This window comes from Pseudomonas sp. B21-059 (assembly GCF_026016285.1).
In the GTDB taxonomy this organism is placed as follows: Bacteria; Pseudomonadota; Gammaproteobacteria; order Pseudomonadales; family Pseudomonadaceae; genus Aquipseudomonas; species Aquipseudomonas danubii.
Map to the genome: position 1 here is coordinate 6,136,611 of NZ_CP087201.1, position 25,506 is coordinate 6,162,116.

Here is a 25,506-nt window from a genome sequence, read left to right on the forward strand (position 1 = left end):
CCTAGACTGACCTCCATCAGCTTTGTCCCGCGCCCCGCTTTGCTTTAAAGGCCTTTTGCATGTCCGATCCTCGTTATCAGGTCGACGTCAGCGTCGTCACCCGCTTTCTGGCAGACCAATCGCAACCCGAGCAGAACCGTTTCGCTTTCGCCTACACCATTACCGTTCAGAACAACGGATCACTCCCGGCCAAGCTGCTGTCCCGGCACTGGGTGATCACCGACGGTGATGGCCATGTAGAAGAGGTTCGTGGCGCTGGCGTGGTTGGCCAGCAGCCATTGATTGCCGCTGGCAAGAGCCACACCTATAGCAGCGGCACGGTGATGACCACCCGGGTCGGTAACATGCAGGGCAGTTACCAGATGCTGGCCGAGGACGGCAAACAGTTCGACGCCATCATTGCCCCCTTCCGCCTGGCAGTCCCCGGGGCCCTGCACTGATGGCAACCTACGCTGTCGGCGATCTGCAAGGCTGCCTGGAACCGCTGCAGTGCCTGCTTGAACAAGTCGCGTTCGACCCTGCCCGGGACCGCCTGTGGCTGGTGGGAGACTTGGTCAATCGCGGCCCACAGTCACTGGAAACCCTGCGCTACCTTTATTCCATCCGCGATTCGCTGGTTTGCGTGCTGGGCAATCACGACCTGCACCTGCTGGCAGCCTGGCGCAATATCGAACGGCTGAAAAAGTCCGACACGCTGCGGGAAATCCTTGAAGCCCCTGATTGCGAAGAACTGTTGCAGTGGTTGCGCCAGCAAAAGCTGATGCATTACGACGAAGCCCGCAACGTGGCCCTGGTCCATGCCGGCATCGCCCCCCAGTGGTCCCTGAAGAAGGCGCTCAAGTGCGCCGCCGAAGTCGAGGAAGCGCTACGTGACGACAACCTCTTCGAGCCCTTCCTGGACGGCATGTACGGCAACGACCCAGCCAAATGGGACAGCGACCTCAAGGGCGTGACCCGCCTGCGCGTCATCACCAACTACTTCACCCGCATGCGTTTCTGCACCAGCGAGGGCAAGCTCGACCTCAAGAGCAAGGAAGGACTGGACACCGCACTACCGGGCTACGCGCCCTGGTTCAGTCACAAGGAGCGCAAGACCCGGGACCTGAAGATCATCTTCGGCCACTGGGCGGCCCTGGAAGGCCATTGCAACGAACCCGGCATCTTCGCCCTGGACAGCGGCTGCGTCTGGGGCGGGGCCATGACCTTGCTGAATGTCGATACCGGCGTGCGCCTGACCTGCGATTGCGACGCCCAGGGGCACACTGCGCCCCTTTCCCCAGAACCCTTGCCCATCCCGGCAAAGCGCTAGTCGGCGCTGACTATCTAGCTCCAGGAGCCCGCCATGAGCGAATTCAAACGCATCCCTCCAGAACAGGCCCAGGCACTGCGCGAACAAGGTGCAGTGGTCGTGGATATCCGCGATCCGCAAACCTATGCACTGAGCCATATCAGCGGCGCGCAACACTTGGATAATCACTCCATTTCCGACTTCATTCGCGGTGCCGACCTCGACGCCCCATTGGTGGTGGTCTGCTATCACGGCAACTCCAGCCAGAGCGCTGCCGCGTATCTGGTGAGCCAGGGCTTTTCCGACGTTTACAGCCTCGATGGCGGCTTCGAACTTTGGCGCAGCACCTACCCGACGGAAATCGCTCGGGGCACCGCCGAATAATTTTTTTCAGTAGCTCTAGCCCGCGTACTACGCGGGCTTGCGCGCCACCGGACGAACGGTAGTGCGCAACTAATTCCCCATCTCGCCTTGACCTCCCGGATTCCGAACTATCCTTAGCCTCAGGCCATCCAAATCAGGGGAGAGCCGGTACACCGGCGAGCGGGTCATCGGTACTAGCTTTCAAGGTCGATAGCTTTGAAAGTGTTCTGGGGGGTAAACAGCAACTGGGCTTTCAGTTGCATGCCAGCACTTGACTGACTGATCCGACGCCGGCTCCACGTATCGAGCGAGGTGACGTCATGAGTATTTTTAGCCACTTCCAACAACGCTTCGAATCCACACGCCAGGAAGAGTTTTCGCTGCAGGAATACCTGGAACTGTGCAAAAAGGACCGAAGCGCCTATGCATCCGCTGCCGAGCGCTTGCTATTGGCCATCGGCGAGCCCGAGCTGCTGGACACCTCGACCAACTCGAGGCTGTCGCGAATCTTCTCCAACAAGGTAATCCGGCGCTATCCGGCCTTTGAAGACTTCCATGGCATGGAAGAATGCATCGACCAGATCGTCTCCTATTTCCGCCACGCCGCTCAGGGCCTGGAAGAGAAGAAACAGATCCTCTATCTCCTGGGTCCGGTGGGCGGTGGTAAATCGTCCCTGGCCGAGAAGCTCAAGCAACTGATCGAAAAAGTGCCCTTCTACGCCATCAAGGGCTCCCCGGTCTTCGAATCGCCGCTGGGCCTGTTCAATGCCACGGAAGACGGCGCCATTCTCGAAGAAGACTTCGGCATCCCGCGGCGCTACCTCAACACCATCATGTCGCCATGGGCCACCAAGCGCCTGGCGGAGTTCGGCGGTGACATCAGCCAGTTCCGGGTGGTGAAACTGTACCCGTCGATTCTCAACCAGATCGCCGTGGCCAAGACCGAGCCCGGGGACGAGAACAACCAGGACATCTCGGCCCTGGTGGGCAAGGTGGATATCCGCAAACTGGAAGAATTCCCGCAGAACGACGCCGACGCCTACAGCTACTCCGGGGCACTGTGCCGGGCCAACCAGGGCCTGATGGAGTTCGTCGAAATGTTCAAGGCACCGATCAAGGTGCTGCACCCATTGCTCACCGCCACCCAGGAAGGCAACTACAACAGCACCGAAGGGCTGGGGGCGATCCCCTTCACCGGCATCCTGCTGGCCCACTCCAACGAATCGGAGTGGCACACCTTCCGCAACAACAAGAACAACGAAGCCTTCATTGACCGTATCTACATCGTCAAGGTGCCTTACTGCCTGCGTGTCAGCGATGAGGTGAAGATCTACGACAAGCTGCTGTTCAACAGCTCGCTGGCCAAGGCCCATTGCGCCCCCGACACCCTGAAGATGCTGGCACAGTTCACTGTGCTGTCGCGCCTCAAGGAGCCGGAAAACTCCAATATCTACTCGAAGATGCGCGTCTATGACGGCGAGAACCTGAAAGACACCGATCCCAAGGCCAAGTCGATCCAGGAGTACCGCGACAGTGCCGGCGTCGATGAGGGCATGAATGGCCTATCGACCCGCTTTGCCTTCAAGATCCTGTCAAAAGTCTTCAACTTCGATCCCCATGAAGTGGCGGCCAACCCGGTGCACCTGCTGTATGTGCTGGAGCAGCAGATCGAGCAGGAGCAGTTCCAGGCAGAAACCCGCGAGCGCTACCTGCGCTTCCTCAAGGAGTACCTGGCACCACGCTACATCGAGTTCATCGGTAAGGAGATCCAGACTGCCTACCTCGAGTCCTACAGCGAGTACGGCCAGAATATCTTCGACCGTTACGTGCTCTACGCGGACTTCTGGATTCAGGATCAGGAATACCGCGACCCGGAAACCGGTGAAATCCTCAATCGCGTTGCCCTCAACGAAGAGCTGGAGAAGATCGAAAAGCCTGCGGGCATCAGCAACCCGAAAGACTTCCGCAATGAAATCGTCAACTTCGTCCTGCGGGCACGAGCCAACAACAATGGCAAGAACCCCACCTGGCTCAGCTACGAGAAGCTGCGGGTGGTCATCGAGAAGAAAATGTTCTCCAACACCGAGGATCTGCTGCCGGTCATCAGCTTCAACGCCAAGGCCAGCAAGGAGGATCAGCAGAAACACAACGACTTCGTCACACGAATGGTCGAGCGCGGCTACACCGACAAACAGGTACGGCTGCTGTCCGAATGGTATCTGCGGGTCAGAAAATCGCAGTAAAGCAGCTGCAAGCTTCTAGCCACAAGCTGCAAGCGCGGTGCCGTAGAGCCCTCACAGGCTCTGCTGCAGCGTGACTTACGGCTTGAGGCTTATGTCTTGAAGCTCCCCGGAGGGGCCCATGAGCTATGTGATCGACCGACGTCTCAATGGCAAGAACAAGAGCACGGTGAACCGCCAGCGGTTTCTGCGGCGCTACCGTGACCACATCAAAAAGGCCGTCGAAGAGGCCGTCAGCCGCCGCTCCATCACCGATATGGAGCATGGCGAACAAATCAGTATTCCCGGACGGGACATCGACGAACCGGTGCTGCACCACGGCCGTGGCGGCAAACAGACCGTGGTCCATCCCGGCAACAAGGAATTCACGGCTGGGGAGCATATCGCCAGGCCTCAAGGTGGTGGTGGAGGTGGTGCTGGCCGCGGCAAGGCGGGCAATTCCGGCGAGGGCATGGATGAGTTCGTCTTCCAGATTACCCAGGAAGAATTCCTCGAGTTCATGTTCGAGGATTTGGAGCTGCCCAACCTGGTCAAACGCAACCTGACCGGGACCGACACCTTCAAGACCGTGCGTGCCGGGATCAGCAACGAAGGCAACCCATCGCGGATCAACATCATCCGCACCTTGCGCTCGGCCCATGCCCGACGCATTGCCTTGTCAGGCAGCAGCCGGGCCAAGCTGCGGGAGGCCAAGGAGGATCTTGAGCGACTGAAGCGGGAAGAACCGGACAACTTCGGCGATATCCAGGAACTGGAAGCTGAAATCGAACGCCTGAGTGCGCGGATTCACCGCGTGCCCTTTCTCGACACCTTCGACCTCAAATACAACCTGCTGGTGAAACAGCCCAACCCCAGCTCCAAGGCGGTGATGTTCTGCCTGATGGACGTATCCGGCTCCATGACCCAGGCGACCAAGGACATCGCCAAACGCTTCTTCATCCTTTTGTACCTGTTCCTCAAGCGCAACTACGACAAGATCGACGTGGTCTTCATCCGCCACCACACCAGCGCCCGGGAAGTGGATGAGGAAGAGTTCTTCTATTCCAGGGAAACCGGCGGGACCATCGTCTCCAGCGCGCTGAAGCTGATGCAGGAAATCATGGCCGAGCGCTACCCGAGCAACGAATGGAACATCTACGCCGCACAAGCCTCCGACGGCGACAACTGGAACGATGACTCGCCCATCTGCCGCGATATCCTGATCAACCAGATCATGCCTTTCGTGCAGTACTACACCTACGTGGAGATCACTCCACGTGAGCACCAGGCCCTGTGGTTCGAGTACGAACGTATCGCCGAAGCCTTCTCCGACACGTTCGCCCAGCAACAATTGGTTTCGGCCGGCGATATCTATCCGGTCTTCCGTGAACTCTTCCAGCGCAGGTTAGTGACATGACCGCCAGAGAGCAGAAGCGCCAACCCATCTCAACGGGCTCGGAATGGACCTTCGAGCTGATCCAGGCCTACGACCGCGAAATCAGCCGTATTGCGGCTCGCTATGCTCTGGATACCTATCCCAACCAGATCGAGGTGATCACCGCCGAGCAGATGATGGATGCCTATGCCTCGGTGGGCATGCCTTTGGGTTATCACCATTGGTCCTACGGCAAGCACTTTCTCAGTACCGAAAAGTCCTACAGCCGTGGTCAGATGGGACTGGCCTACGAGATTGTGATCAATTCAGACCCTTGCATCGCCTATCTGATGGAGGAGAACACCATCTGCATGCAGGCACTGGTGGTGGCCCACGCCTGCTACGGCCACAACAGCTTCTTCAAGGGCAACTACCTGTTCCGCACCTGGACCGATGCCAGCTCGATCATCGATTATCTGGTGTTCGCCAAGCAGTACATCATGCAATGCGAGGAACGCCATGGCATCGATGCCGTGGAGGATCTGCTGGATTCCTGCCATGCCCTGATGAACTACGGCGTCGATCGCTACAAGCGGCCTTACCCGATCTCCGCCGAGGAAGAACGGCGTCGGCAGAAGGACCGGGAAGAGCACCTGCAGAAACAGATCAACGACCTGTGGCGCACGATTCCCAAAGGCGCGGACAAATACAGCGACAAGGACAACGCGCGATTCCCCGCCGAGCCTCAGGAAAACATCCTGTATTTCATCGAAAAACATGCGCCATTGCTGGAGCCCTGGCAGCGAGAAATTGTCCGCATCGTGCGCAAGATCGCCCAGTACTTCTACCCGCAGCGCCAGACCCAGGTGATGAACGAAGGCTGGGCCACCTTCTGGCATTACACCCTGATGAATGACCTGTATGACGAAGGCCTGGTCACCGACGGCTTCATGATGGAATTCCTCGCCTCCCACACCAGCGTGGTTTATCAGCCGGGATTCGACAGCCCTTATTACAACGGCATCAACCCCTACGCTCTGGGTTTTGCCATGTACCGGGACATCCGCCGCATGTGCGAAGACCCCACCGAAGAAGATCGCCGCTGGTTCCCAGAACTGGCCGGTACCGACTGGCTGTCGAGCATCAAGTTCGCCATGAGCAGCTTCAAGGATGAGAGCTTCATCCTGCAGTATCTGTCGCCCAAGGTGATCCGCGACCTCAAGCTGTTCAGCATCATGGATGACGACCAGAAGGATGACCTGCTGGTACCAGCAATCCATGATGAAAGCGGCTATCGAATCATTCGGGAAACCCTGGCCGCGCAATACAACCTGGGCAACCGTGAACCCAACGTGCAGATCTGGAGCATCGACCGTCGTGGCGACCGCTCGCTGACCCTGCGCCATCAGCAACACGATCGCAAACCCTTGGGGGATTCCACCGAGGAGGTGCTCAAGCACCTGCACCGCCTCTGGGGCTTCGATATTCACCTGGAAACCCTGCAGGGCGATCAGGTGATAAAAACCCTTCACGTACCGCCGAGAAGCGATCACAACGAAAACGACTACGGACGACTGGACCTGGCAGTCATCCACCTCTGAGGCCAAGAACGAGCCTCCGTTAGCGCGGCACAAGGGTTATCCTGTCGCGCTAACGGAGGTTTTTTTATGCGGATTTATAAAGTCGGCGGTGCTGTACGCGATCGCTTGCTGGGCAGACCAGTCACCGACGTCGACTGGGTCGTGGTGGGCGCCAGTGCGCAAGACATGATCGCCAAGGGCTTTCGCCCGGTGGGCGCCGATTTTCCAGTGTTTTTGCACCCCAAGAGCGGCGAGGAATATGCCCTCGCTCGAACCGAGCGCAAGAGTGGACGGGGTTACGGCGGTTTCACTTTCCATGCCAGTCCGGAAGTCACCCTGGAGGAGGACCTGATTCGCCGCGACCTGACGATCAACGCCATGGCCGAAGATGATCAGGGTCTTGTGACTGATCCTTACAACGGTCAAAAGGATCTGGAAAACCGGCTGTTGCGCCATGTTTCACCGGCATTCGCCGAAGATCCCCTGCGAGTTCTGCGAGTGGCACGCTTTGCCGCGCGCTACGCCGACCTGGGCTTCAGCGTGGCCCCTGAGACACTTGAATTGATGCGCCAACTCAGCGAGTCAGGCGAGCTTCAAGCCCTGACGGCGGAACGCAGTTGGAAGGAGATGTCTCGCGCCCTGATGGAGGATCAGCCTCAGGTCTTTATCCAGGTATTGCGTGACTGCGGCGCCCTGGCCGTACTGATACCTGAGGTCGACGCACTATTCGGCGTTCCCCAGCCACCGACCCATCATCCGGAAATAGACACCGGCCTGCATACCCTCAGCGTGTTGCAGCAAGCGGCGCTGCACCAGCAGCCCCTCTCGGTACGTTGGGCTTGCCTGCTCCACGACCTGGGCAAAGGCGTGACACCCGAGGAGGAGTGGCCACGCCACATTGGTCACGAGCACAAGGGACTTGAACTGATCAAGGCCGTCAATGAGCGCTTCAAGGCCCCACGGGAATGCCAGGAGCTGGCGCTGTTGGTGGGGCAGTATCACACCCACGCCCACAAGGCCCAGGAACTGAAGGCTTCGACACTGCTTGAGCTGCTGCAAAGCTTCGACGTCTTCCGCCGTCCGCAGCGCTTTGAAGAGTTCATTGCTGCTTGCGAAATGGACGCCCGTGGTCGCCTGGGACTGGAGTCGCGACCTTACCCCCAAGCAGATTACCTGCACGGCGCCGCCAACGCGGCGCGCTCAGTGGCGGTTCAACCTTTACTGGAGCAGGGCTTCAAAGGCCCGGAACTGGGTGAGGCGCTGAGGCTGGAGCGACTGAAGGCAATCAAGACCTACAAGGAACAGCACGCATCCTGAGAAACTGCTGACAAGGCTCCAGCCTTGTCAGCACAAGGAGAGCCCGAGGAGTTACAGGCCCGGAGGCGTCAGTTGCCTGCCCTGCCATTCGAACGCCACAGGCGCTAGAACCTGATCGATCTGCGCCTCATCCCAAAGCATCCCCAGGCTCTTGCCGGCCAATGGGTGTAGCCGCTCCGGCGCCATCAGCGACAACGGCCAAAGCACAAAGGCATTCTTCAGGATTTCCGCACGGGGCAGGATCAGGCCATCGAAATTGCCAGTCAGGTCGCCGTACAGCAGCACATCGATATCCAGTGGCAAACCTTTGCGGTCCGGGGCATAACGACCGTTGTCCGCCTCGATGAACTTCAAACGCCGGTCCAGTTCAGTCAACGGCAAGTCGGTGTAACCCGACACCACCAGATTGAAGAACGGACCGCTCTTGATTCCCACCGGCTGGCTTTCAAACACTGCCGAGCAACGCATATCCACCAGGAAACCGGCCAAGGCATCGAGCCCGGCCCGCAGATGAGCTTCACGCTCGATATTGCTACCAAGCCCCAGAAACACCTGAGTCAGAGACATCCGCGCTCGATCTCCACACCCACGCCAGTGGCGGCCGGAACAGCGCCTGGCTTGGTCAGCTTCAAATGCAGCCAAGGAATGTGAAACTCGCTCATCAACACTTCGGCAAGACGCTCGGCAAAGGTTTCCACCAACTGGTACTGGGCCTGCTCGGCAAACGCCTGGATCCGCGCGGAAACACTGGCATAATCCAACGCCAGCGTCAGATCGTCCCCAGCAGCAGCCGGGCGATTATCCCAAGCAAAGCTCAGATCAAGACGCAGACACTGTCGGATGCCACGCTCCCAGTCGTAGGCTCCAATCACGGTGTCCACTTCCAGTCCTTCGATAAACACTCTGTCCAAGCACTCTTCTCCGCAGCACGACAAGGGCGCAATGCGCCGTTAGAATCAGGGCATCCTCGCCCGGAATAGTTAGCATGTTTTGGTTACTGGCGATTCTCGCCTACCTGCTTGGCTCTCTGTCCTTCGCCATTTTGCTCAGCCGCCTCACGGGCAACCCCGACCCGCGAATGAGTGGTTCGGGCAATGCCGGTGCCACCAACATGCTGCGCCTGGCCGGCAAAAAACTCGCTGTCCTAACCCTGCTGGGGGATCTGTGCAAAGGCCTGGTGCCTGTGCTGATCGCCCACCTTGCGGGGCTTTCGTTGCAGCAACAGGCGTGGATCGGACTCTACGCCGTAATCGGCCACCTGTTCCCACTGTACTTCCGCTTTCGCGGCGGCAAAGGCGTCGCCACTGCTGCCGGCATGTTGCTGGGGCTCTATCCCCCGGCGGCGCTCCTGGCCATCGCCGCCTGGGCGCTGACCTTCTACCTGACCCGCACCAGCTCACTGGCCGCCTTGATCGCCACACCCCTGACCCTGCCGCTACTGGCCTGGCAGGAACCTGAGGCACTACTACCGATGAGCGTACTCACGCTACTGATCGTTTGGCGCCATCGCGGCAATCTACGCGACCTGTTTGCCGGGCGCGAACGGCATTTTTGAATCCGACAGATGAAAAGACTTCAGCTTGCGCGCCTCTCTCAGAGTGCTGACAGCTGCTCCATCGGCCAGCGTGCCTGCACACTGATCGCCAGGCTTTCCTGCTGTCCGGCCTGCAAACGCTGACAGCCGGCATAGGCGATCATCGCGCCGTTGTCGGTGCAGAACTCGGGACGAGCGTAGAACACATTGCCGTTCATCTCGGCGAGCATGTTTTCCAGGGAGGCTCGCAGGGCCTTGTTGGCACTCACACCCCCGGCAATGACCACACGCTTGAGGCCTGTCTGCTTCAAGGCGCGCTTGCACTTGATGGTCAAAGTTTCCACCACCGCTTGCTGGAAGGCGAGAGAGATGTCGCAACGGGTTTGCTCACCGTCGTCTCCAGCACTGACGCACTGCTGCCAGGTGTTCAGGGCGAAGGTCTTCAAGCCGCTGAAGCTGAAGTCTAGGCCCGGACGATCGGTCATTGGCCGCGGGAAGACAAAACGCCCTGGGACGCCCTGTGTTGCCAGGCGGGCGATCTCGGGGCCGCCTGGATAATTCAGGCCAATCATTTTCGCGGTCTTGTCGAACGCTTCGCCTGCCGCATCGTCCAGGGTCTCGCCCAACAGCTGGTATTGGCCGATGCCATCAACCCGGACCAACTGGGTGTGGCCGCCCGATACCAACAAAGCGACGAACGGAAATTCCGGCGGATGCTCCTCGAGCATCGGCGCCAGCAGGTGACCTTCCATGTGATGCACGCCCAGGGCCGGAATCCCCCAGGCAAAGGCCAGCGCCTGGGCGCAGGAGGCACCTACCAACAAGGCGCCCACCAGACCGGGACCCGCAGTGTAGGCAATGGCATCGATCTCGGTGGAGACACAGTCAGCTTGCGCCAGGACCTGACGAATCAGCGGCAGCATACGCTTGACGTGGTCACGAGAGGCCAGTTCCGGCACCACGCCACCGTAGACGCGATGCAGGTCGATCTGACTGAACAGCGCATCGGCCAGCAGGCCACGCTCACTGTCGTAAAGCGCGACGCCGGTTTCGTCGCAGGAGGTTTCTAATCCCAGTACTAGCATGGGTTTGCGCCTTGTAGAGGCTGAATTCGAAGGCGCGCATAATAGTCGCCACTCCCGCGCCCGGCCAGCGGTTTTCGATCAGAGGCTTTGCATTCCGAGCGTTGAGGGGTTAACATCCGCAACCCTTAAAAACCGACGACCTCAGCCGCGATTTTTGCGACGAGAACGTTGACCCCGGTAATGAATGAAGGTAGCTCTGGATGCCAGCCGTCAAAGTTAAAGAGAACGAACCCTTCGACGTAGCTCTGCGTCGTTTCAAGCGCTCCTGCGAAAAAGCCGGTGTTCTGGCTGAAGTTCGTAGCCGCGAATTTTACGAGAAGCCGACTTCCGAGCGTAAGCGCAAAGCAGCTGCTGCTGTTAAGCGTCACGCCAAGAAAGTTCAGCGCGAACAGCGCCGCGCCGTACGTCTGTACTAATACACAGACGTTCGCTGCAAGCTTCTGCCAAGCCCGGCCCTCAGCCGGGCTAATGGCATTTGCGGAATACGCTTGATGCTTCACCGTCAAAGCCGCCCATGCGACCCAGACGAATCTGCTTCACCACGTCAGACCTGGCTTCTTGCCAGCGGTGCACGTCTTTTCTGACGAGCCTTCCAAGGCTACTGACGAGCACACCCTTACTGATTCCTGCAGACGATCAGCCCAAGGCGCCCTTCTCCAGCGCCCGCTTGATGAGCTATCCGAGGCCCTCCAATGGCCACTGTCGGACTCAGCGCACTGCCTCAAATAGTCGAATACTGATTGCAATTAACGTCAGTGGACGTTCGGCAGATACACTTCCCGACTGCGATCAAGCCGAAAACCAGGTCGAGCAGCGCCCCCTTCAGGCCCCGCCTCACCTGATCTTTCGACAGCGTCGCCAGGGCTATTTTTCCCCGCAGTGATGACGAGAACGCAATGGCCGGGCTTATTCCCCAGAGCTTTATTGACGACCTTCTGAACCGCACCGACATCGTCGATGTAGTCAGCTCGCGCCTGCAGATCAAGAAAGCCGGCAAGAACTACACAGCCTGTTGCCCATTCCACAAGGAAAAGACCCCCTCCTTCAGCGTCAGCCCCGACAAGCAGTTCTATTACTGCTTCGGTTGCGGCGCAGGCGGCAATGCCCTCGGCTTCATCATGGACCACGACAATCTGGACTTTCCCCAGGCCGTCGAGGAACTGGCGAAAGCTGCCGGCATGGAGATCCCCCGCGAGGAAAGCAATCGTGGCCAGCGCAAACCCCGACAACCCACAGATTCACCCCTGTACCCGCTGCTCAGCGCCGCTGCCGACTACTATCGCCAGGCACTGAAAAGCCACCCGGCACGCAAGGCAGCAGTCGACTACCTCAAGGGGCGCGGCCTCACCGGCGAAATTGCCCGGGACTTCGGCCTGGGTTTTGCGCCGCCCGGCTGGGACAACCTGTTCAAGCACCTGAGCAGCGACACTCTGCAGCAGAAGGCCATGATCGATGCCGGGCTGCTGATTGAGAACGCCGAGACCGGCAAACGCTATGACCGCTTTCGCGATCGCGTGATGTTCCCGATCCGCGATACCCGCGGCCGGATCATTGCCTTCGGCGGCCGGGTTCTGGGGGACGACAAACCCAAATACCTGAACTCTCCGGAAACCCCGGTATTCCACAAGGGCCAAGAGCTTTACGGTCTGTTCGAAGCTCGCAAGAACAACCGCAACCTCGACGAGATCATCGTCGTCGAAGGCTATATGGACGTGATCGCCCTGGCCCAGCAGGGCCTGCGCAATGCCGTCGCGACTCTGGGCACTGCCACCAGCGAGGAACACCTCAAGCGCCTGTTCCGCATTGTGCCCAACGTATTGTTCTGCTTTGACGGCGACCAAGCCGGACGCAAAGCTGCCTGGCGCGCCCTCGAGGCCACCCTGTCCTGCCTGCAGGACGGGCGCCGCGCGCGCTTCCTGTTCCTGCCGGAAGGGGAAGACCCCGATACCCTGGTACGCTCCGAAGGCACAGACGCCTTCCGCGCCCGCATCAACCAGCACGCCCAGCCGTTGGCGGACTATTTCTTTCAGCAACTGATCGACGAGGCCGACCCACGCTCACTGGAAGGCAAGGCTCATCTGGCGACCCTGGCAGCACCGCTGATCGAGAAAATCCCAGGGGCCAACCTGCGCACCCTGATGCGCCAGCGCCTGACCGAAATCACCGGCCTGACCAATGAAACGGTGAATCAACTAGCCCACAGCGCCCCAGCGGAAGCCCCCCCAATCTATGACGCTGGCATCGACTACGACGCCATGCCGGATTATGCCGACTACCACGAGCCCCATCAGGAAGCGTACGCCCCTCAACAAGAGTGGACGCCGAAGAAAAGCGGCGGTGGCAAGAAATGGGAAAACAAGCCCTGGGACAAGAACGGCAAAGGCAAGCGCCAGGGCGATCGCGACCAGCCTCGCGGCCCTCGCATCCCGGCGGCGGTGGAGCCTCCTACGCTTGCAGCCTTGCGCACCCTGCTGCATCACCCGCAACTGGCAGAAAAAGTTGAAGATGCCGGACATTTTGCCGATGACGACAACACCAACACTCAGTTGCTGGTGGCCCTGATCGAAGCCGTACAGAAAAATCCTAAGCTACGCTCTATTCATCAGCTGATGGCGCGCTGGCACGGCACTCAACAGGGGCACCTGCTTACCGCACTGGCAGAAAAAGAGTGGTTGATCGACGGAGATAACCTTGAACAACAGTTTTTCGACACCATTAATAGCTTGTCCGCCCGCCAACGCGAGCGTGTTTTAGAACAACTTCTCAGGAAATCGCGCCAAAGCGAGCTCAGCAGCGAAGAGAAAATACAGCTGGTTGAGCTTCTAAAACGCAATGTTCCCGCATCAAACCCGACCTCAACTGGCGCGTGAGGTCATAGCTCGGGTATAATCCTCGGCTTGTTTTTTGCCCGCCAAGACCTTCAGTGGATAGGGTGTTATGTCCGGAAAAGCGCAACAGCAGTCTCGCCTCAAAGAGTTGATCAGCCGTGGACGTGAGCAGGGTTACCTGACTTACGCGGAGGTCAACGACCACCTGCCGGAGGATATTTCAGATCCGGAACAGGTGGAAGACATCATCCGCATGATCAACGACATGGGGATCAACGTATTCGAGAGTGCTCCGGATGCGGATGCCCTTTTGTTGGCCGAAGCCGACACCGACGAAGCAGCAGCTGAAGAAGCCGCCGCAGCGTTGGCGGCTGTGGAAACCGACATTGGTCGCACTACCGACCCAGTGCGCATGTACATGCGCGAAATGGGTACGGTAGAGCTGCTCACACGTGAAGGCGAAATCGAAATCGCCAAACGTATCGAAGAGGGCATCCGTGAAGTGATGGGCGCAATCGCGCACTTCCCTGGCACGGTTGATCACATCCTCTCCGAATACACTCGCGTCACCACCGAAGGTGGCCGCCTGTCTGACGTTCTCAGCGGGTACATCGACCCGGATGACGGTATTACGCCACCTGCCGCCGAAGTACCGCCTCCTGTCGACACCAAAACCGCGAAAGCGGATGACGACAGCGATGACGAAGAAGCTGAAGCAACCGAAGACGAAGAAGAAGCCGAAAGCGGTCCGGATCCGGTCGTCGCTGCACAGCGCTTTGGCGCCGTCGCCGATCAGATGGAGATCACCCGCAAGGCGCTGAAGAAGCACGGCCGCGAGAACAAGCAAGCCATCGCCGAAATGTTGGCCCTAGCCGAACTGTTCATGCCGATCAAGCTGGTTCCGAAGCAATTCGAAGGCCTGGTTGAACGTGTACGCAGCGCCCTGGATCGTCTGCGTCAGCAAGAACGCGCCATCATGCAACTCTGCGTGCGTGATGCCCGCATGCCGCGTGCCGACTTCCTGCGCCAGTTCCCGGGCAACGAAGTGGATGAAAGCTGGACCGACGCCCTGGCCAAAGGCAAGAGCAAGTACGCCGAAGCCATTGCCCGTCTGCAGCCGGATATCATCCGTTGCCAGCAGAAGCTGACCGCGCTTGAAGTTGAAACCGGCTTGAAGATTGCCGAGATCAAGGACATCAACCGTCGCATGTCGATCGGTGAGGCCAAGGCCCGCCGCGCGAAGAAAGAGATGGTTGAAGCCAACTTGCGTCTGGTGATCTCCATCGCCAAGAAGTACACCAACCGTGGCCTGCAGTTCCTCGACCTGATCCAGGAAGGCAACATCGGCTTGATGAAAGCGGTAGACAAGTTCGAATACCGTCGCGGCTACAAGTTCTCGACCTATGCCACCTGGTGGATCCGTCAGGCGATCACTCGCTCGATTGCCGACCAGGCCCGCACCATTCGTATTCCGGTGCACATGATCGAGACGATCAACAAGCTCAACCGCATTTCCCGGCAGATGCTGCAGGAAATGGGTCGTGAACCGACCCCGGAAGAGCTGGGCGAACGCATGGAAATGCCTGAGGACAAGATCCGCAAGGTATTGAAGATCGCTAAAGAGCCGATCTCCATGGAAACCCCGATCGGTGATGACGAAGACTCCCATCTGGGCGACTTCATCGAAGACTCGACCATGCAGTCGCCAATCGATGTAGCCACCGTTGAGAGCCTGAAAGAAGCGACTCGCGAAGTACTCTCCGGCCTCACTGCCCGTGAAGCCAAGGTCCTGCGCATGCGCTTCGGCATCGACATGAATACCGACCACACCCTTGAGGAGGTTGGTAAACAGTTCGACGTGACCCGTGAACGGATTCGTCAGATCGAAGCCAAGGCGCTGCGCAAGCTGCGCCACCCGACGCGAAGCGAGCATCTGCGCTCCTTCCTCGACGAGTAAGCCCAAAACCCCCAGCCCAGCTGGGGGTTTTGCTTTTTGCAGATCCTCCCTCCCCCACCCCCATAGCCCGTCTACACTCGAAACATTCCCCGTGCCATAACGAGACGGTTATGCCCAGACTGTCGGCCATGCTTCTGCTGGCGCTACTTACCTGGACCGCAACGGCTGGCGCGCTGACTCTCACCGATGAAGAACGTGGCTGGCTCAAGGCCCATCCGCAACTGCGCCTGGGTATAGATGCCTCCTGGCCGCCCTTTGAGTATCGGGATGAAGAGGGCCGCTACCAGGGCCTGGCAGCGGACTACATCCAGCTGATCCAGGAACGCCTGTCAATCACCCTGACGCCCGTCGAACCGGCCAGTTGGACCGCCGTGCTCGAAGATGCCAAGCAAGGCAAGCTGGACCTGCTGCCCGGCATCATGTCGACCCCGGAACGCCAGAGTTACATGGCCTTCACCCGCCCCTATCTCGACTTCCCCATTGTTATCCTGGCCCATGCAGGTGGCGCACAACCGCGCGACCTCAAGGATCTCTACGGCATCAAGGTCGCGGTGGTGGAGAACTACGCCCCTCACGAGTTGCTGCGCACCCAACACCCGGACCTGAACCTGGTGGCGCTGCCCAATATCAGCTCGGCCCTGCAGGCCCTGGCCACCGACGAGGTGGACGCCGTAGTGGGCGATCTGGCCTCCAGTGTCTGGAGCCTGCGCCAGCTCAAGCTCGAGGGCCTGTACGTCAGCGGCGAAACCCCTTATCGCTACCAGTTGGCCATGGGCGTCCCACGGGACAGCAAGATCCTGGCGGGCATACTCGACAAGGTCCTGGCGGACCTCAGTGCCGAGGAAATCAGCGCGATTCAGCAGCATTGGGTCGGCAGCGTCCTCGACCATCGGACGTTCTGGTCGGATGTCCTGATGTACGGCCTGCCCGGCCTCCTGCTGTTGGTCACAGTGCTGGCGGTGGTGATCCGCATCAACCGTCGCCTGAGCTCGGAGATCTCCCGCAGGGTGGCTCTGGAACAAGAGTTGCGCCGCAGTGAATACCATTACCGCAGCCTGGTGGAGAGCCTCTCGGCCATCGCCTGGGAAGCGCGTGTCAGCGACTTCACTTACAGCTATGTCTCCCCCCATGCCGAAGCCCTGCTGGGCTATCCCCTATCCCACTGGCTGATCCCGGGGTTCTGGCGCAACATCATCCACCCCGCCGACCTGACTCGCGCCCAGGCCTTCTGCGACCACGAAGTACAGGCCGGACGCGACCACAGCCTCGACTATCGAGTGATCACCGCCGACGGCCGATGCCTCTGGGTGCGCGATATCGTCAGCCTGATCGAACACGGCCATGAGCCGGTGATGCGCGGCCTGATGATCGACATCAGCGAGACCAAGCACACTGAAGAGGCCCTGCGCCTTTCCGAGCAGAAGTTCGCCTCGGTGTTCCAGCAGTGCCCGGACATCCTGGTCATCGCGCGCCTGTCCGACGGCTGCCTGCTGGAGGTCAACAAGGCCTTCGAGGAGCAGATCGGCCTGAGCGCCGAAACCGTGATTGGCCAGACCGCCACCGAACTGAATATCTGGGGCATCCCGGGGGTCGGCCCGAGCCTCTTGCAGCGCTTGCAGGCCGGTAGCATCCGCAACCTGGAAATGCCCTTCCGCCGCCACAATGGCCAAGTCTTCACCGGCCTGATCTCCGCCGAACCCTTCGACCTCGACACCACCCCGGCGCTGGTGGTGGTAGTGCGCGACATCAGCCAGCTCAAGGAAACCCAGCAACAGTTGCAGATCTCAGAGGAGAAGTTCGCCAAAGCCTTCCATGCTTCGCCAGATGGGCTGTTGCTGACCCGGCAACGGGATGGACTGCTGATCGAGGTCAACGAGGGCTTTAGCCGCATCACCGGCTTCAACAGTGCCATGTCCCTGGATCGTTCGACTCTGGACCTGGGAATCTGGGTCAACCTCAACGAGCGCAAGCAGCTGCTCGAGCTGCTGCAGCGGGACGGTTTTGTCCGTGACTTCAGCTGCCACATCCGACGCAACGATGGCCAGATCCGTCTCTGTGAACTGTCGAGCCGACCGCTGCCCATTGGCGACGACGACTGCATGCTGACCATTGCCCGGGATATCACCGACCGCCAGTTGATGCAGGAAAAACTGCAGCAGGCCGCCACGGTGTTTGAGAGCACCGCCGAAGGCGTAATGATCACCGATACCCAGCAGCGCATCAGCGCCGTCAATCGTGCCTTCAGCGAGATCACCGGTTACAGCGAAAGTGAAACCCTGGGACACACACCGCGCCTGTTGGCGTCCGGCCTGCATGACAGCGCCTTCTATGCGGCGATGTGGCACCAACTGACCCTGGAAGGCCACTGGCAGGGCGAGATCTCCAACCGTCGCAAGAACGGCGAGCTCTACCCCAACTGGCTGACGATCAACGCAGTGCGCAACAAGGATCGGCAGATCACCCATTTCGTTGCGGTGTTCGCCGACATCTCCAGCCTCAAGCATGCCCAGGCGCGCCTCGACTACCAGGCCCACCACGATCCCCTCACCGGACTGCCGAACCGCACGTTGTTCGAAAGCCGCTTACTGACCGCGCTCAACAGCCAAGAGGAAAACGGCAGCCAGGGCGCCGTGCTGTTTCTCGACCTGGATCGCTTCAAGCACATCAACGACAGCCTTGGGCACCCGGTGGGCGACCTGCTGCTCAAAGGCATCGCGGTACGTCTCAAGGAGCAGTTGCGAGACATCGACACTGTCGCCCGCCTGGGTGGGGACGAATTCATCATCTTGCTTCCGGGCCTGCACCAGGCCAGCGACGCCGACCATATCGCCACCAAGCTGCTGAACTGCTTCACCGCCCCCTTCCAGGCCGGCGAGCACGAGTTCTTCATCAGCGCCAGCATCGGCACCAGCCTGTACCCCAAGGATGGTTGCGACGTTGCCACGCTGATCAAGAACGCCGACGCCGCCATGTATCGCTCCAAGGCCAAGGGGCGCAACCGGGTCGAGCGCTACACCCGCGACCTGACCGCCCAGGCCAGCGAACGTGTCGCCCTGGAGCACGAACTGCGCCGAGCCATCGAACGTGGAGAGCTGTCTCTTTATTTCCAACCCAAGATCAGCCTCAGCAGCCACGAACTGGTGGGGGCCGAAGCCCTGATTCGCTGGCACCACCCCAACTTCGGCGACGTCCCCCCCGAGCATTTCATTCCATTGGCGGAAGAGAACGGCATGATCCTGCTGATCGGGGACTGGGTACTGGAGCGGGCCTGCCAGCAACTCCATACCTGGAGTCAGCGCTATGAGAATTTCGGGCCACTGTCAGTGAATCTGGCAGGTGCCCAGTTGCGCCAACCCAACCTGCTGGGCCGCATCGAACAACTGCTGCGCGACTATGACCTGCCGCCTGGGTTGCTGCAGTTGGAAATCACCGAGAACTTCATCATGAGCCAGGCTGAAGAAGCCCTGGAGGTACTGCATCAGCTCAAACATCTGGGAATGCAACTGGCCATCGACGACTTCGGCACCGGCTACTCGTCCTTGAGCTATCTCAAGCGCCTGCCTCTGGACTTTCTCAAGATCGACCAATCATTCGTCCGCGGCTTGCCGGACGACCCCCACGATGTGGCGATAGTCCGCGCCATCATCGCCCTGGGCCGCAGCATGCAATTCACGGTCATTGCCGAAGGTGTTGAAAACCAGGCCCAGCAGACCTTCCTCACTCTCGAAGGCTGCGAGCAGATCCAGGGCTACATCGTCAGCCTGCCCCTGGAAGCCGATGAGTTCTGCGCAACCTTCCTGCAGATCCGGGTTTCCGACTTTTCGGATAGCACAGCCGAGAAACCATCGTTATAATCCGCCGCCTACTGAGGGCCTATAGCTCAGTTGGTTAGAGCAGAGGACTCATAATCCTTTGGTCCACGGTTCAAGTCCGTGTGGGCCCACCAAATTGAAAGCCGCGTGATACGCGGCTTTTTTGTGCCCGCAGGTTTTGCCTGGCATCAGGACATGGCGCGCTTCGCGCAGTCTTTTCCAGCATCACCCAGGACCGAAGTACCTGGCGTGCGCTGATGAAAAAGCCGCGCAGTGCGCGGCTTTTTTAGAGTGCCGTGACGCGGTGGCTATTTAGGCAGCGCGTAGGCAATCACATAATCGCCACGGTCCGTCGACTGACGAGCACCGCCTGCCGTAAGCAGGATGTACTGGCGCCCGGTCTTGGGCGAAACGTATGTCATCGGCCCCGACTGACTACCGACCGGCAAGCGCGCCTTCCAGATTTCGTTGCCATTGCCGGTATCGAAGGCCCGCAGGTAGAAGTCCTGGGTGCCGGCGAAGAACAACAGGCCGGATTGGGTCGCCAGGGAAGCGCCCAGGGTCGGCATGCCGATAGGAATCGGCAAGTGCATGCGAATCCCCAGCGGACCTGTGTCCTGCACAGTGCCCACTGGCACCTGCCACACCAACTTCCTGGTCTTCAGATCAATGGCCGACATGGTGCCGAACGGCGGCTTCTGACAAGGAATGCCAACAGCCGAGAGGAAACGCTGGCGCATGGCACCGAACGGCGTGCCTTCCTGGGGCACTACGCCCATTTCGATACCACTGGCACCGGCAGCGATCTGATCCCGAGGGATCATGTAGTTGGCCAGGCCCAGACGCATGTCGTTGACGAACATGTAGTGGCTGGTGGGGTCCACCGACACGCTGCCCCAGTTCATGCCTCCCAGGGAGCCTGGGAACTGCAGTGCGTGATCCAACCCGGGCGGGGTGTACACACCTTCATGGCGCATGCCCTTGAACTGAATGCGGCACATCAGTTGGTCGAAGGGCGTTGCGCCCCACATATCGGATTCGGTCAGGGTCTGGTTGCCAATGGATGGCATCTCCACCGAGAACGGCTGGGTCGGCGAGTAACGCTCACCCGGCACATTGCCCTGGGGCACCGGCCGCTCTTCCACCCGAGCAATGGGTTTGCCGGTCTCGCGGTTGAGCACGAAGATCTCGCCCTGCTTGGTGACTTGCGCCAGCGCCGGCTGCACACCGCCCTTGTCGTCCGGGATGTCGTACAGCAGCGGCTGCGCCGGCAGGTCGAAATCCCAGAGGTCGTGGTGGGTGGTCTGGAAGTGCCAGCGCACCTGGCCGGTCTTCACATCAAGGGCGACAACCGAGGAGCTCCACTGGTCATCGAACTCGCTGCGCTGACCGCCGAAAAAATCCGGCGTGGCGTTGCCGGTGGGCAGGTACACCAGGCCCAGCTTGGCGTCATAGGACATCGCCGACCAGACGTTCGGGGTGCCACGGGTATAGGTTTCACCCGCTGGCGGACGCTTGGTGGTGGCCGGGTTGCCCGGGTCCCAGGCCCACATCAGTTCACCACTGCGCACATCGAAGGCACGCACCACGCCCGGTGGTTCGCCCGTGGAGAAGTTATCCGCCACCCGGCCGCCGACGATGACCACGGTACCGGCCACCAGGGGAGTCGAGGTTTGCTGGTAGTAGCCCGGCTTGATCTCGCCCATGTCGGTTTTCAGATCGACCGTGCCCTGGAGGCCGAAGTCTTCACAGGGCTTGCCGGTTTCAGCATCGAGTGCAATCAGCCGCGCATCACCGGTCGGCAGGAACAGGCGCCTGGTGCAAGCCGCAGGAGCAGCGGCAGGCACCGAGGACTGGCTTACCGGGACCGCCGAGGCGTCGAAATAGCCCAAGCCACGGCAACGCTGCCAGTTGGGCGCGTAACCTTTGGGGTCGAACTTCCAGCGCTCGGCGCCGGTGTCGGCGTCCAGGGCGAACACCTTGCCGTAGGCGGTGCAGGTGTAGACGGTATCGCCGATCTGCAGCGGGGTGTTCTGGTCTTCGGCACCGGCACCGTTGCTTTCAGGCAAGTCACCGGTGCGAAAGGTCCAGGCCACTTGCAGTTGGCCGATATTGCCCTTGTTGATCTGGTCCAGGGCGGCAAAACGGTTACCCGCTGTGGTGTTGCCCCAATGGGCCCAGTCTTTCTGTTCAGTGCCCGGTGCCACTGGCTGGATCGCCGGCACCTTGTCCGCCTTGACCACATGGGTCGGCACGAACATGTAGGCCAGGGTCGCCACTACGCCAACGCCCAGCAGCCCCGCCAAGCCATAGGCCCCACGCCCGGGGCGAGCACCGGAGGCGCGCACCAGGGTCGGGTAGATCAGCGCCACCACCAGGCCGATCACGGCAAAGGTCAGCACCCGCGAAACCAGCGGCCAGTATTCCAGGCCCGCATCCCAGACCGCCCAGATCGCCGTCAGCACCAGGGCCACGCCGTACAGCCTTGCACCACGGGGATTCGCCCGGGCGATCAGCACGCCGGACACCAGCATCGCCAGGCCCATCAACAAGAAGTAGGCGCTGCCTCCCAGGCTCAGGAGATAGCCACCGCCCCCCGCCAGGCCGAGCCCGATCAGGGCAATCAGAACGCCCAGCCCCATCAGGAGCCATCGGCTGCCGGTGGCAGCCCCCGTGTTTTTCATGTCAAACCTCTGCCATCTGTAAAACCAGGTCGCGAGAATGTACTAACTGGTTACTTATGACAACTTGTCGCAGGCTATTTGTTTCAAAAAAAGTCCCGATCGCCAAAGATCAGTCCCCGATCCGAACAGACAATCGGCAGCAGCAGCCAGGGTTTGCCCGAGGCTGTAACATGCTCGCTCCCTCGATAGCCGTGCTGGAGCCCATCTTGTCCGATAGCCGCCCTCCCGTTCTTGATGAAGTCGACCGTCAGTTGATCGCCGCCCTGCAGATCAACGCCCGCGAGAGCGTGGCCATGCTGGCCCGGCAGTTGGGTATCGCCCGCACCACCGTGACCTCGCGCCTGGCGCGCCTGGAAAAGACCCGGGTCATCACCGGCTATGGCGTGCGCCTGGGTCAGAGGGTGGTCGACGGCGGCTTGCAGGCGTATGTGGGGATCAAGGTCCAGCCGCGCTCCGGCAAGGAAGTGCTGCGCCGCCTGAGTGGCATGGCTCAGGTCCAGCAACTGTGCGCGGTGAGCGGTGAGTTCGATTACGTGGCCTGGCTGCGCACCGACTCGCCGGAACAGCTGGACCAGTTGCTGGACCAGATCGGCAGCGTCGACGGCGTGGAAAAGACCACCACCTCGATCATCCTCAGCAGCAAGATCGATCGCGGGCATGCGCTCTGACGCGCCGCAGCCGATAGCACTCCGCCGTCAATCTGAATCATCTGTTCGTCATATTGATAAATAACTATGCATAACGACGACAGTTTGCGTCTTATTTACGTGTTTCACCCTCTCTAGAATGGCTGCCATCTTTTCCTATACTCAGCACTCTGCTGAGCCGCCCGCCAAGGTCAGCCATGAACAAGAACAATCGCCATCCTGCAGACGGTAAGAAGCCGATCACCATTTTCGGCCCGGATTTCCCTTTCGCCTTCGACGACTGGATCGAGCATCCCGCCGGCCTGGGCAGCATCCCCGAAGCCCAGCACGGCACCGAAGTGGCCATCGTCGGCGCCGGTATCGCCGGGCTGGTGGCCGCCTACGAGCTGATGAAGCTGGGCCTCAAGCCGGTGGTTTATGAAGCATCGAAAATGGGTGGCCGCCTGCGCTCCCAGGCCTTCGAAGGCGCCGAAGGGATCATCGCCGAGCTGGGCGGCATGCGCTTTCCGGTGTCGTCCACGGCCTTCTATCACTACGTCGACAAGCTCGGCCTTGAAACCAAGCCCTTCCCTAACCCGCTGACCCCGGCTTCGGGCAGCACGGTCATCGATCTCGAAGGCCAGACCCACTACGCCCAGAAACTGGCTGACCTGCCGGCCTTGTTCCAGGAAGTCGCCGACGCCTGGGCCGACGCCCTGGAGGACGGCTCGCGCTTCAGCGAGATCCAGCAAGCCATTCGCGACCGCGATGTGCCGCGCCTCAAGGAGTTGTGGAACACCCTGGTGCCACTGTGGGACGACCGCACGTTCTACGACTTCGTCGCCACCTCCAAGGCCTTTGCCAAGCTGTCGTTCCACCACCGTGAAGTGTTCGGCCAGGTGGGCTTCGGCACCGGCGGCTGGGACTCGGACTTCCCCAACTCGATGCTGGAAATCTTCCGCGTGGTGATGACCAACTGCGACGACCACCAGCATCTGGTGGTCGGCGGCGTCGAGCAGGTGCCCCTGGGCATCTGGCGCCACGTACCCGAGCGTTGCGCCCACTGGCCGACCGGCACCAGCCTCAGCTCGCTGCACAACGGTGCACCACGCACCGGGGTCAAGCGCATTGCCCGGGCCGCCGACGGCCGCTTCAGTGTCACCGACAATTGGGGCGATACCCGGGAATACGCGGCCGTGCTGACCACCTGCCAGAGCTGGCTGCTGACCACCCAGATCGAATGCGAGGAGTCGCTGTTCTCGCAGAAGATGTGGATGGCCCTGGATCGCACCCGCTACATGCAATCGTCGAAGACCTTCGTCATGGTCGACCGGCCATTCTGGAAGGACAAGGACCCGGAAACCGGCCGCGACCTGATGAGCATGACCCTCACCGACCGCCTGACCCGCGGCACCTACCTGTTCGATAACGGCGACGACAAGCCAGGGGTGATCTGCCTGTCCTACTCGTGGATGAGCGATGCCCTGAAGATGCTCCCGCAGCCCGTGGAAAAGCGCGTGAAACTGGCCCTGGACGCACTGAAGAAGATCTACCCCAAAGTGGACATCGCCAGCCGCATCATCGGCGATCCGATCACCGTGTCCTGGGAAGCCGATCCGCACTTCCTCGGCGCCTTCAAGGGCGCGCTGCCGGGCCACTACCGCTACAACCAGCGGATGTACGCGCACTTCATGCAGGAAGACATGCCTGCCGAACAGCGCGGCATTTTCATCGCAGGTGACGATGTGTCCTGGACCCCGGCCTGGGTCGAGGGCGCGGTGCAAACGTCGCTCAATGCCGTGTGGGGGATCATGAAACACTTCGGCGGCGCTACCCATGCCGAGAACCCGGGGCCAGGGGATGTGTTCCATGAGATCGGGCCTATCGCCCTGGCGGATTGAACAATACTGAGCGCGGCTGCAGCGAATACCGGCGAGAGCTCCTTGGGGGCTCGGCGCCGGACCGTACGCCAAACGCGAGACATCGGCTACAGTGCCCGGTCAGCCAGTCAGAGGAGTGAGGACCATGCGTGTCGCCCTGTATCAGTGCCCGCCATTGCCGTTGGACGTGACGGCCAATCTGCAACGCCTGCATCAGGTGGCCATGGAGGCCACCGATGCCGATCTGCTGGTGCTGCCGGAAATGTTCCTCAGCGGCTACAACATCGGTGTGGAAGCCGTCGGCGCTCTGGCCGAGGCCCAGGATGGCCCCTCGGCCCAGCACATCGCCGCTATCGCTCAAGCGGCGGGTACGGCGATTCTCTACGGCTACCCGGAACGCAGCGCCGACGGGCAGATCTACAACGCCGTGCAACTGATCGACGCCCACGGCCAGCGCCTGTGCAACTACCGCAAGACCCATCTGTTCGGTGACCTTGATCACTCGATGTTCAGCGCCGGCGCGGATGACTTCCCCCTGGTGGAGCTCAACGGCTGGAAGCTCGGCTTCCTGATCTGCTACGACATCGAGTTTCCGGAGAACGCCCGGCGCCTGGCCCTGGCCGGTGCCGAGCTGATCCTGGTGCCGACGGCGAACATGATTCCCTACGACTTCGTCGCCGATGTGACCATTCGCGCCAGGGCCTTCGAGAACCAGTGTTACGTGGCCTACGCCAACTACTGCGGCCGGGAAGATCAGATCCGCTACTGCGGCCAGAGCAGCATCGCCGCCCCCGATGGCAGCCGGATCGCCCTGGCCGGACTGGACGAGGCCCTGATCATCGGCACCCTGGATCGTCAGCTGATGCACGAGTCCCAGGCACTGAACCACTATCTTGCCGATCGCCGTCCCGAGCTTTACGACGACCTGAGCAAGCGCTGATCCGGGGATATCCGCTAG

Annotated in this window: 19 protein-coding genes and 1 tRNA gene; 16 read left to right on the forward strand and 4 right to left on the reverse strand. The window is 60.4% G+C overall.

Annotated elements, in window-relative coordinates; genetic code table 11:
• Positions 1-59: 59 nt before the first annotated feature.
• The 7 genes from apaG to LOY69_RS27390 all read left to right on the forward strand — a co-directional run bounded on the left by apaG (position 60) and on the right by LOY69_RS27390 (position 8,142).
• Positions 60-440, forward strand: a complete 381-nt coding sequence (gene apaG / locus LOY69_RS27360) for a Co2+/Mg2+ efflux protein ApaG (protein WP_025131262.1) — start codon at positions 60-62, stop codon at positions 438-440.
• Positions 440-1,309 (forward strand): symmetrical bis(5'-nucleosyl)-tetraphosphatase, encoded by an 870-nt coding sequence (locus tag LOY69_RS27365; RefSeq protein ID WP_265073852.1) that lies wholly within the window; start codon positions 440-442, stop codon positions 1,307-1,309. The genes apaG and LOY69_RS27365 overlap by 1 nt, the downstream gene beginning before the upstream one ends.
• Positions 1,310-1,342: 33 nt before the next feature.
• Positions 1,343-1,672 carry a thiosulfate sulfurtransferase GlpE gene (gene glpE / locus LOY69_RS27370; protein ID WP_265073853.1) on the forward strand — a complete coding sequence of 110 codons (330 nt, stop codon included), beginning with the start codon at positions 1,343-1,345 and terminating at the stop codon, positions 1,670-1,672.
• 299 nt (positions 1,673-1,971) lie between these two features.
• Positions 1,972-3,894 carry a PrkA family serine protein kinase gene (locus tag LOY69_RS27375; RefSeq protein ID WP_016967942.1) on the forward strand — a complete coding sequence of 641 codons (1,923 nt, stop codon included), beginning with the start codon at positions 1,972-1,974 and terminating at the stop codon, positions 3,892-3,894.
• Positions 3,895-4,012: 118 nt separating this feature from the next.
• The gene (locus tag LOY69_RS27380; protein ID WP_102861925.1) at positions 4,013-5,287 is read left to right on the forward strand and encodes a YeaH/YhbH family protein; all 1,275 of its coding nucleotides are present in this window, start codon (positions 4,013-4,015) and stop codon (positions 5,285-5,287) included.
• Complete coding sequence (locus tag LOY69_RS27385; RefSeq protein WP_102861926.1) at positions 5,284-6,846, forward strand: SpoVR family protein; 1,563 nt, start codon at positions 5,284-5,286, stop codon at positions 6,844-6,846. The genes LOY69_RS27380 and LOY69_RS27385 overlap by 4 nt, the downstream gene beginning before the upstream one ends.
• 66 nt (positions 6,847-6,912) lie before the next feature.
• Positions 6,913-8,142, forward strand: a complete 1,230-nt coding sequence (locus LOY69_RS27390) for a multifunctional CCA addition/repair protein (protein ID WP_110594484.1) — start codon at positions 6,913-6,915, stop codon at positions 8,140-8,142.
• A 51-nt stretch (positions 8,143-8,193) separates the two neighbouring features.
• Here LOY69_RS27390 and folK read toward each other — a convergent pair whose 3' ends face one another.
• The gene (gene folK / locus LOY69_RS27395) at positions 8,194-8,709 is read right to left on the reverse strand and encodes a 2-amino-4-hydroxy-6-hydroxymethyldihydropteridine diphosphokinase (protein WP_102861928.1); all 516 of its coding nucleotides are present in this window, start codon (positions 8,707-8,709) and stop codon (positions 8,194-8,196) included.
• Complete coding sequence (folB, locus tag LOY69_RS27400; protein ID WP_102861929.1) at positions 8,700-9,053, reverse strand: dihydroneopterin aldolase; 354 nt, start codon at positions 9,051-9,053, stop codon at positions 8,700-8,702. Before folB ends, folK begins: the two co-directional genes overlap by 10 nt.
• Positions 9,054-9,127: 74 nt before the next feature.
• On the opposite strand from folB, the gene plsY reads away from it, so the two are divergent.
• Positions 9,128-9,697, forward strand: coding sequence for a glycerol-3-phosphate 1-O-acyltransferase PlsY (plsY, locus tag LOY69_RS27405; RefSeq protein WP_102861930.1), 570 nt, complete (start codon positions 9,128-9,130; stop codon positions 9,695-9,697).
• Positions 9,698-9,735: 38 nt separating this feature from the next.
• Here the strand turns inward: plsY and tsaD are convergent, their stop codons facing one another.
• Positions 9,736-10,761 (reverse strand): tRNA (adenosine(37)-N6)-threonylcarbamoyltransferase complex transferase subunit TsaD, encoded by a 1,026-nt coding sequence (gene tsaD / locus LOY69_RS27410; protein WP_102861931.1) that lies wholly within the window; start codon positions 10,759-10,761, stop codon positions 9,736-9,738.
• 200 nt (positions 10,762-10,961) lie between these two features.
• Here tsaD and rpsU point away from each other — a divergent pair, with 200 nt between their 5' ends.
• The 5 genes from rpsU to LOY69_RS27435 all read left to right on the forward strand — a co-directional run bounded on the left by rpsU (position 10,962) and on the right by LOY69_RS27435 (position 19,492).
• On the forward strand, positions 10,962-11,177 hold the full coding sequence (rpsU, locus tag LOY69_RS27415) for a 30S ribosomal protein S21 (protein WP_002551877.1): 216 nt from the start codon (positions 10,962-10,964) through the stop codon (positions 11,175-11,177).
• A gap of 480 nt (positions 11,178-11,657) precedes the next feature.
• Entirely contained in the window at positions 11,658-13,631 is a 1,974-nt protein-coding gene (gene dnaG / locus LOY69_RS27420) for a DNA primase (RefSeq protein ID WP_265073854.1), read from the forward strand.
• 67 nt (positions 13,632-13,698) lie between these two features.
• Positions 13,699-15,546: an RNA polymerase sigma factor RpoD gene (gene rpoD / locus LOY69_RS27425; RefSeq protein ID WP_102861933.1), complete on the forward strand. Its 1,848-nt coding sequence runs from the start codon at positions 13,699-13,701 to the stop codon at positions 15,544-15,546.
• A 110-nt stretch (positions 15,547-15,656) separates the two neighbouring features.
• A complete protein-coding gene (locus tag LOY69_RS27430; RefSeq protein ID WP_265073855.1) occupies positions 15,657-19,400 on the forward strand; it encodes a bifunctional diguanylate cyclase/phosphodiesterase in 3,744 nt (1,247 codons plus the stop codon).
• A 15-nt stretch (positions 19,401-19,415) separates the two neighbouring features.
• Positions 19,416-19,492, forward strand: a tRNA-Ile gene (locus LOY69_RS27435).
• Between the two features lie 174 nt (positions 19,493-19,666).
• Here the strand turns inward: LOY69_RS27435 and LOY69_RS27440 are convergent.
• Positions 19,667-22,042, reverse strand: coding sequence for a glucose/quinate/shikimate family membrane-bound PQQ-dependent dehydrogenase (locus LOY69_RS27440; RefSeq protein WP_102881047.1), 2,376 nt, complete (start codon positions 22,040-22,042; stop codon positions 19,667-19,669).
• 206 nt (positions 22,043-22,248) lie between these two features.
• On the opposite strand from LOY69_RS27440, the gene LOY69_RS27445 reads away from it, so the two are divergent.
• The 3 genes from LOY69_RS27445 to LOY69_RS27455 all read left to right on the forward strand — a co-directional run bounded on the left by LOY69_RS27445 (position 22,249) and on the right by LOY69_RS27455 (position 25,488).
• Entirely contained in the window at positions 22,249-22,710 is a 462-nt protein-coding gene (locus LOY69_RS27445; protein ID WP_011063845.1) for an Lrp/AsnC family transcriptional regulator, read from the forward strand.
• A 176-nt stretch (positions 22,711-22,886) separates the two neighbouring features.
• Entirely contained in the window at positions 22,887-24,569 is a 1,683-nt protein-coding gene (locus LOY69_RS27450; protein WP_265073856.1) for a flavin monoamine oxidase family protein, read from the forward strand.
• 124 nt (positions 24,570-24,693) lie between these two features.
• On the forward strand, positions 24,694-25,488 hold the full coding sequence (locus tag LOY69_RS27455) for a carbon-nitrogen hydrolase family protein (protein WP_102881049.1): 795 nt from the start codon (positions 24,694-24,696) through the stop codon (positions 25,486-25,488).
• Positions 25,489-25,506: the final 18 nt, after the last annotated feature.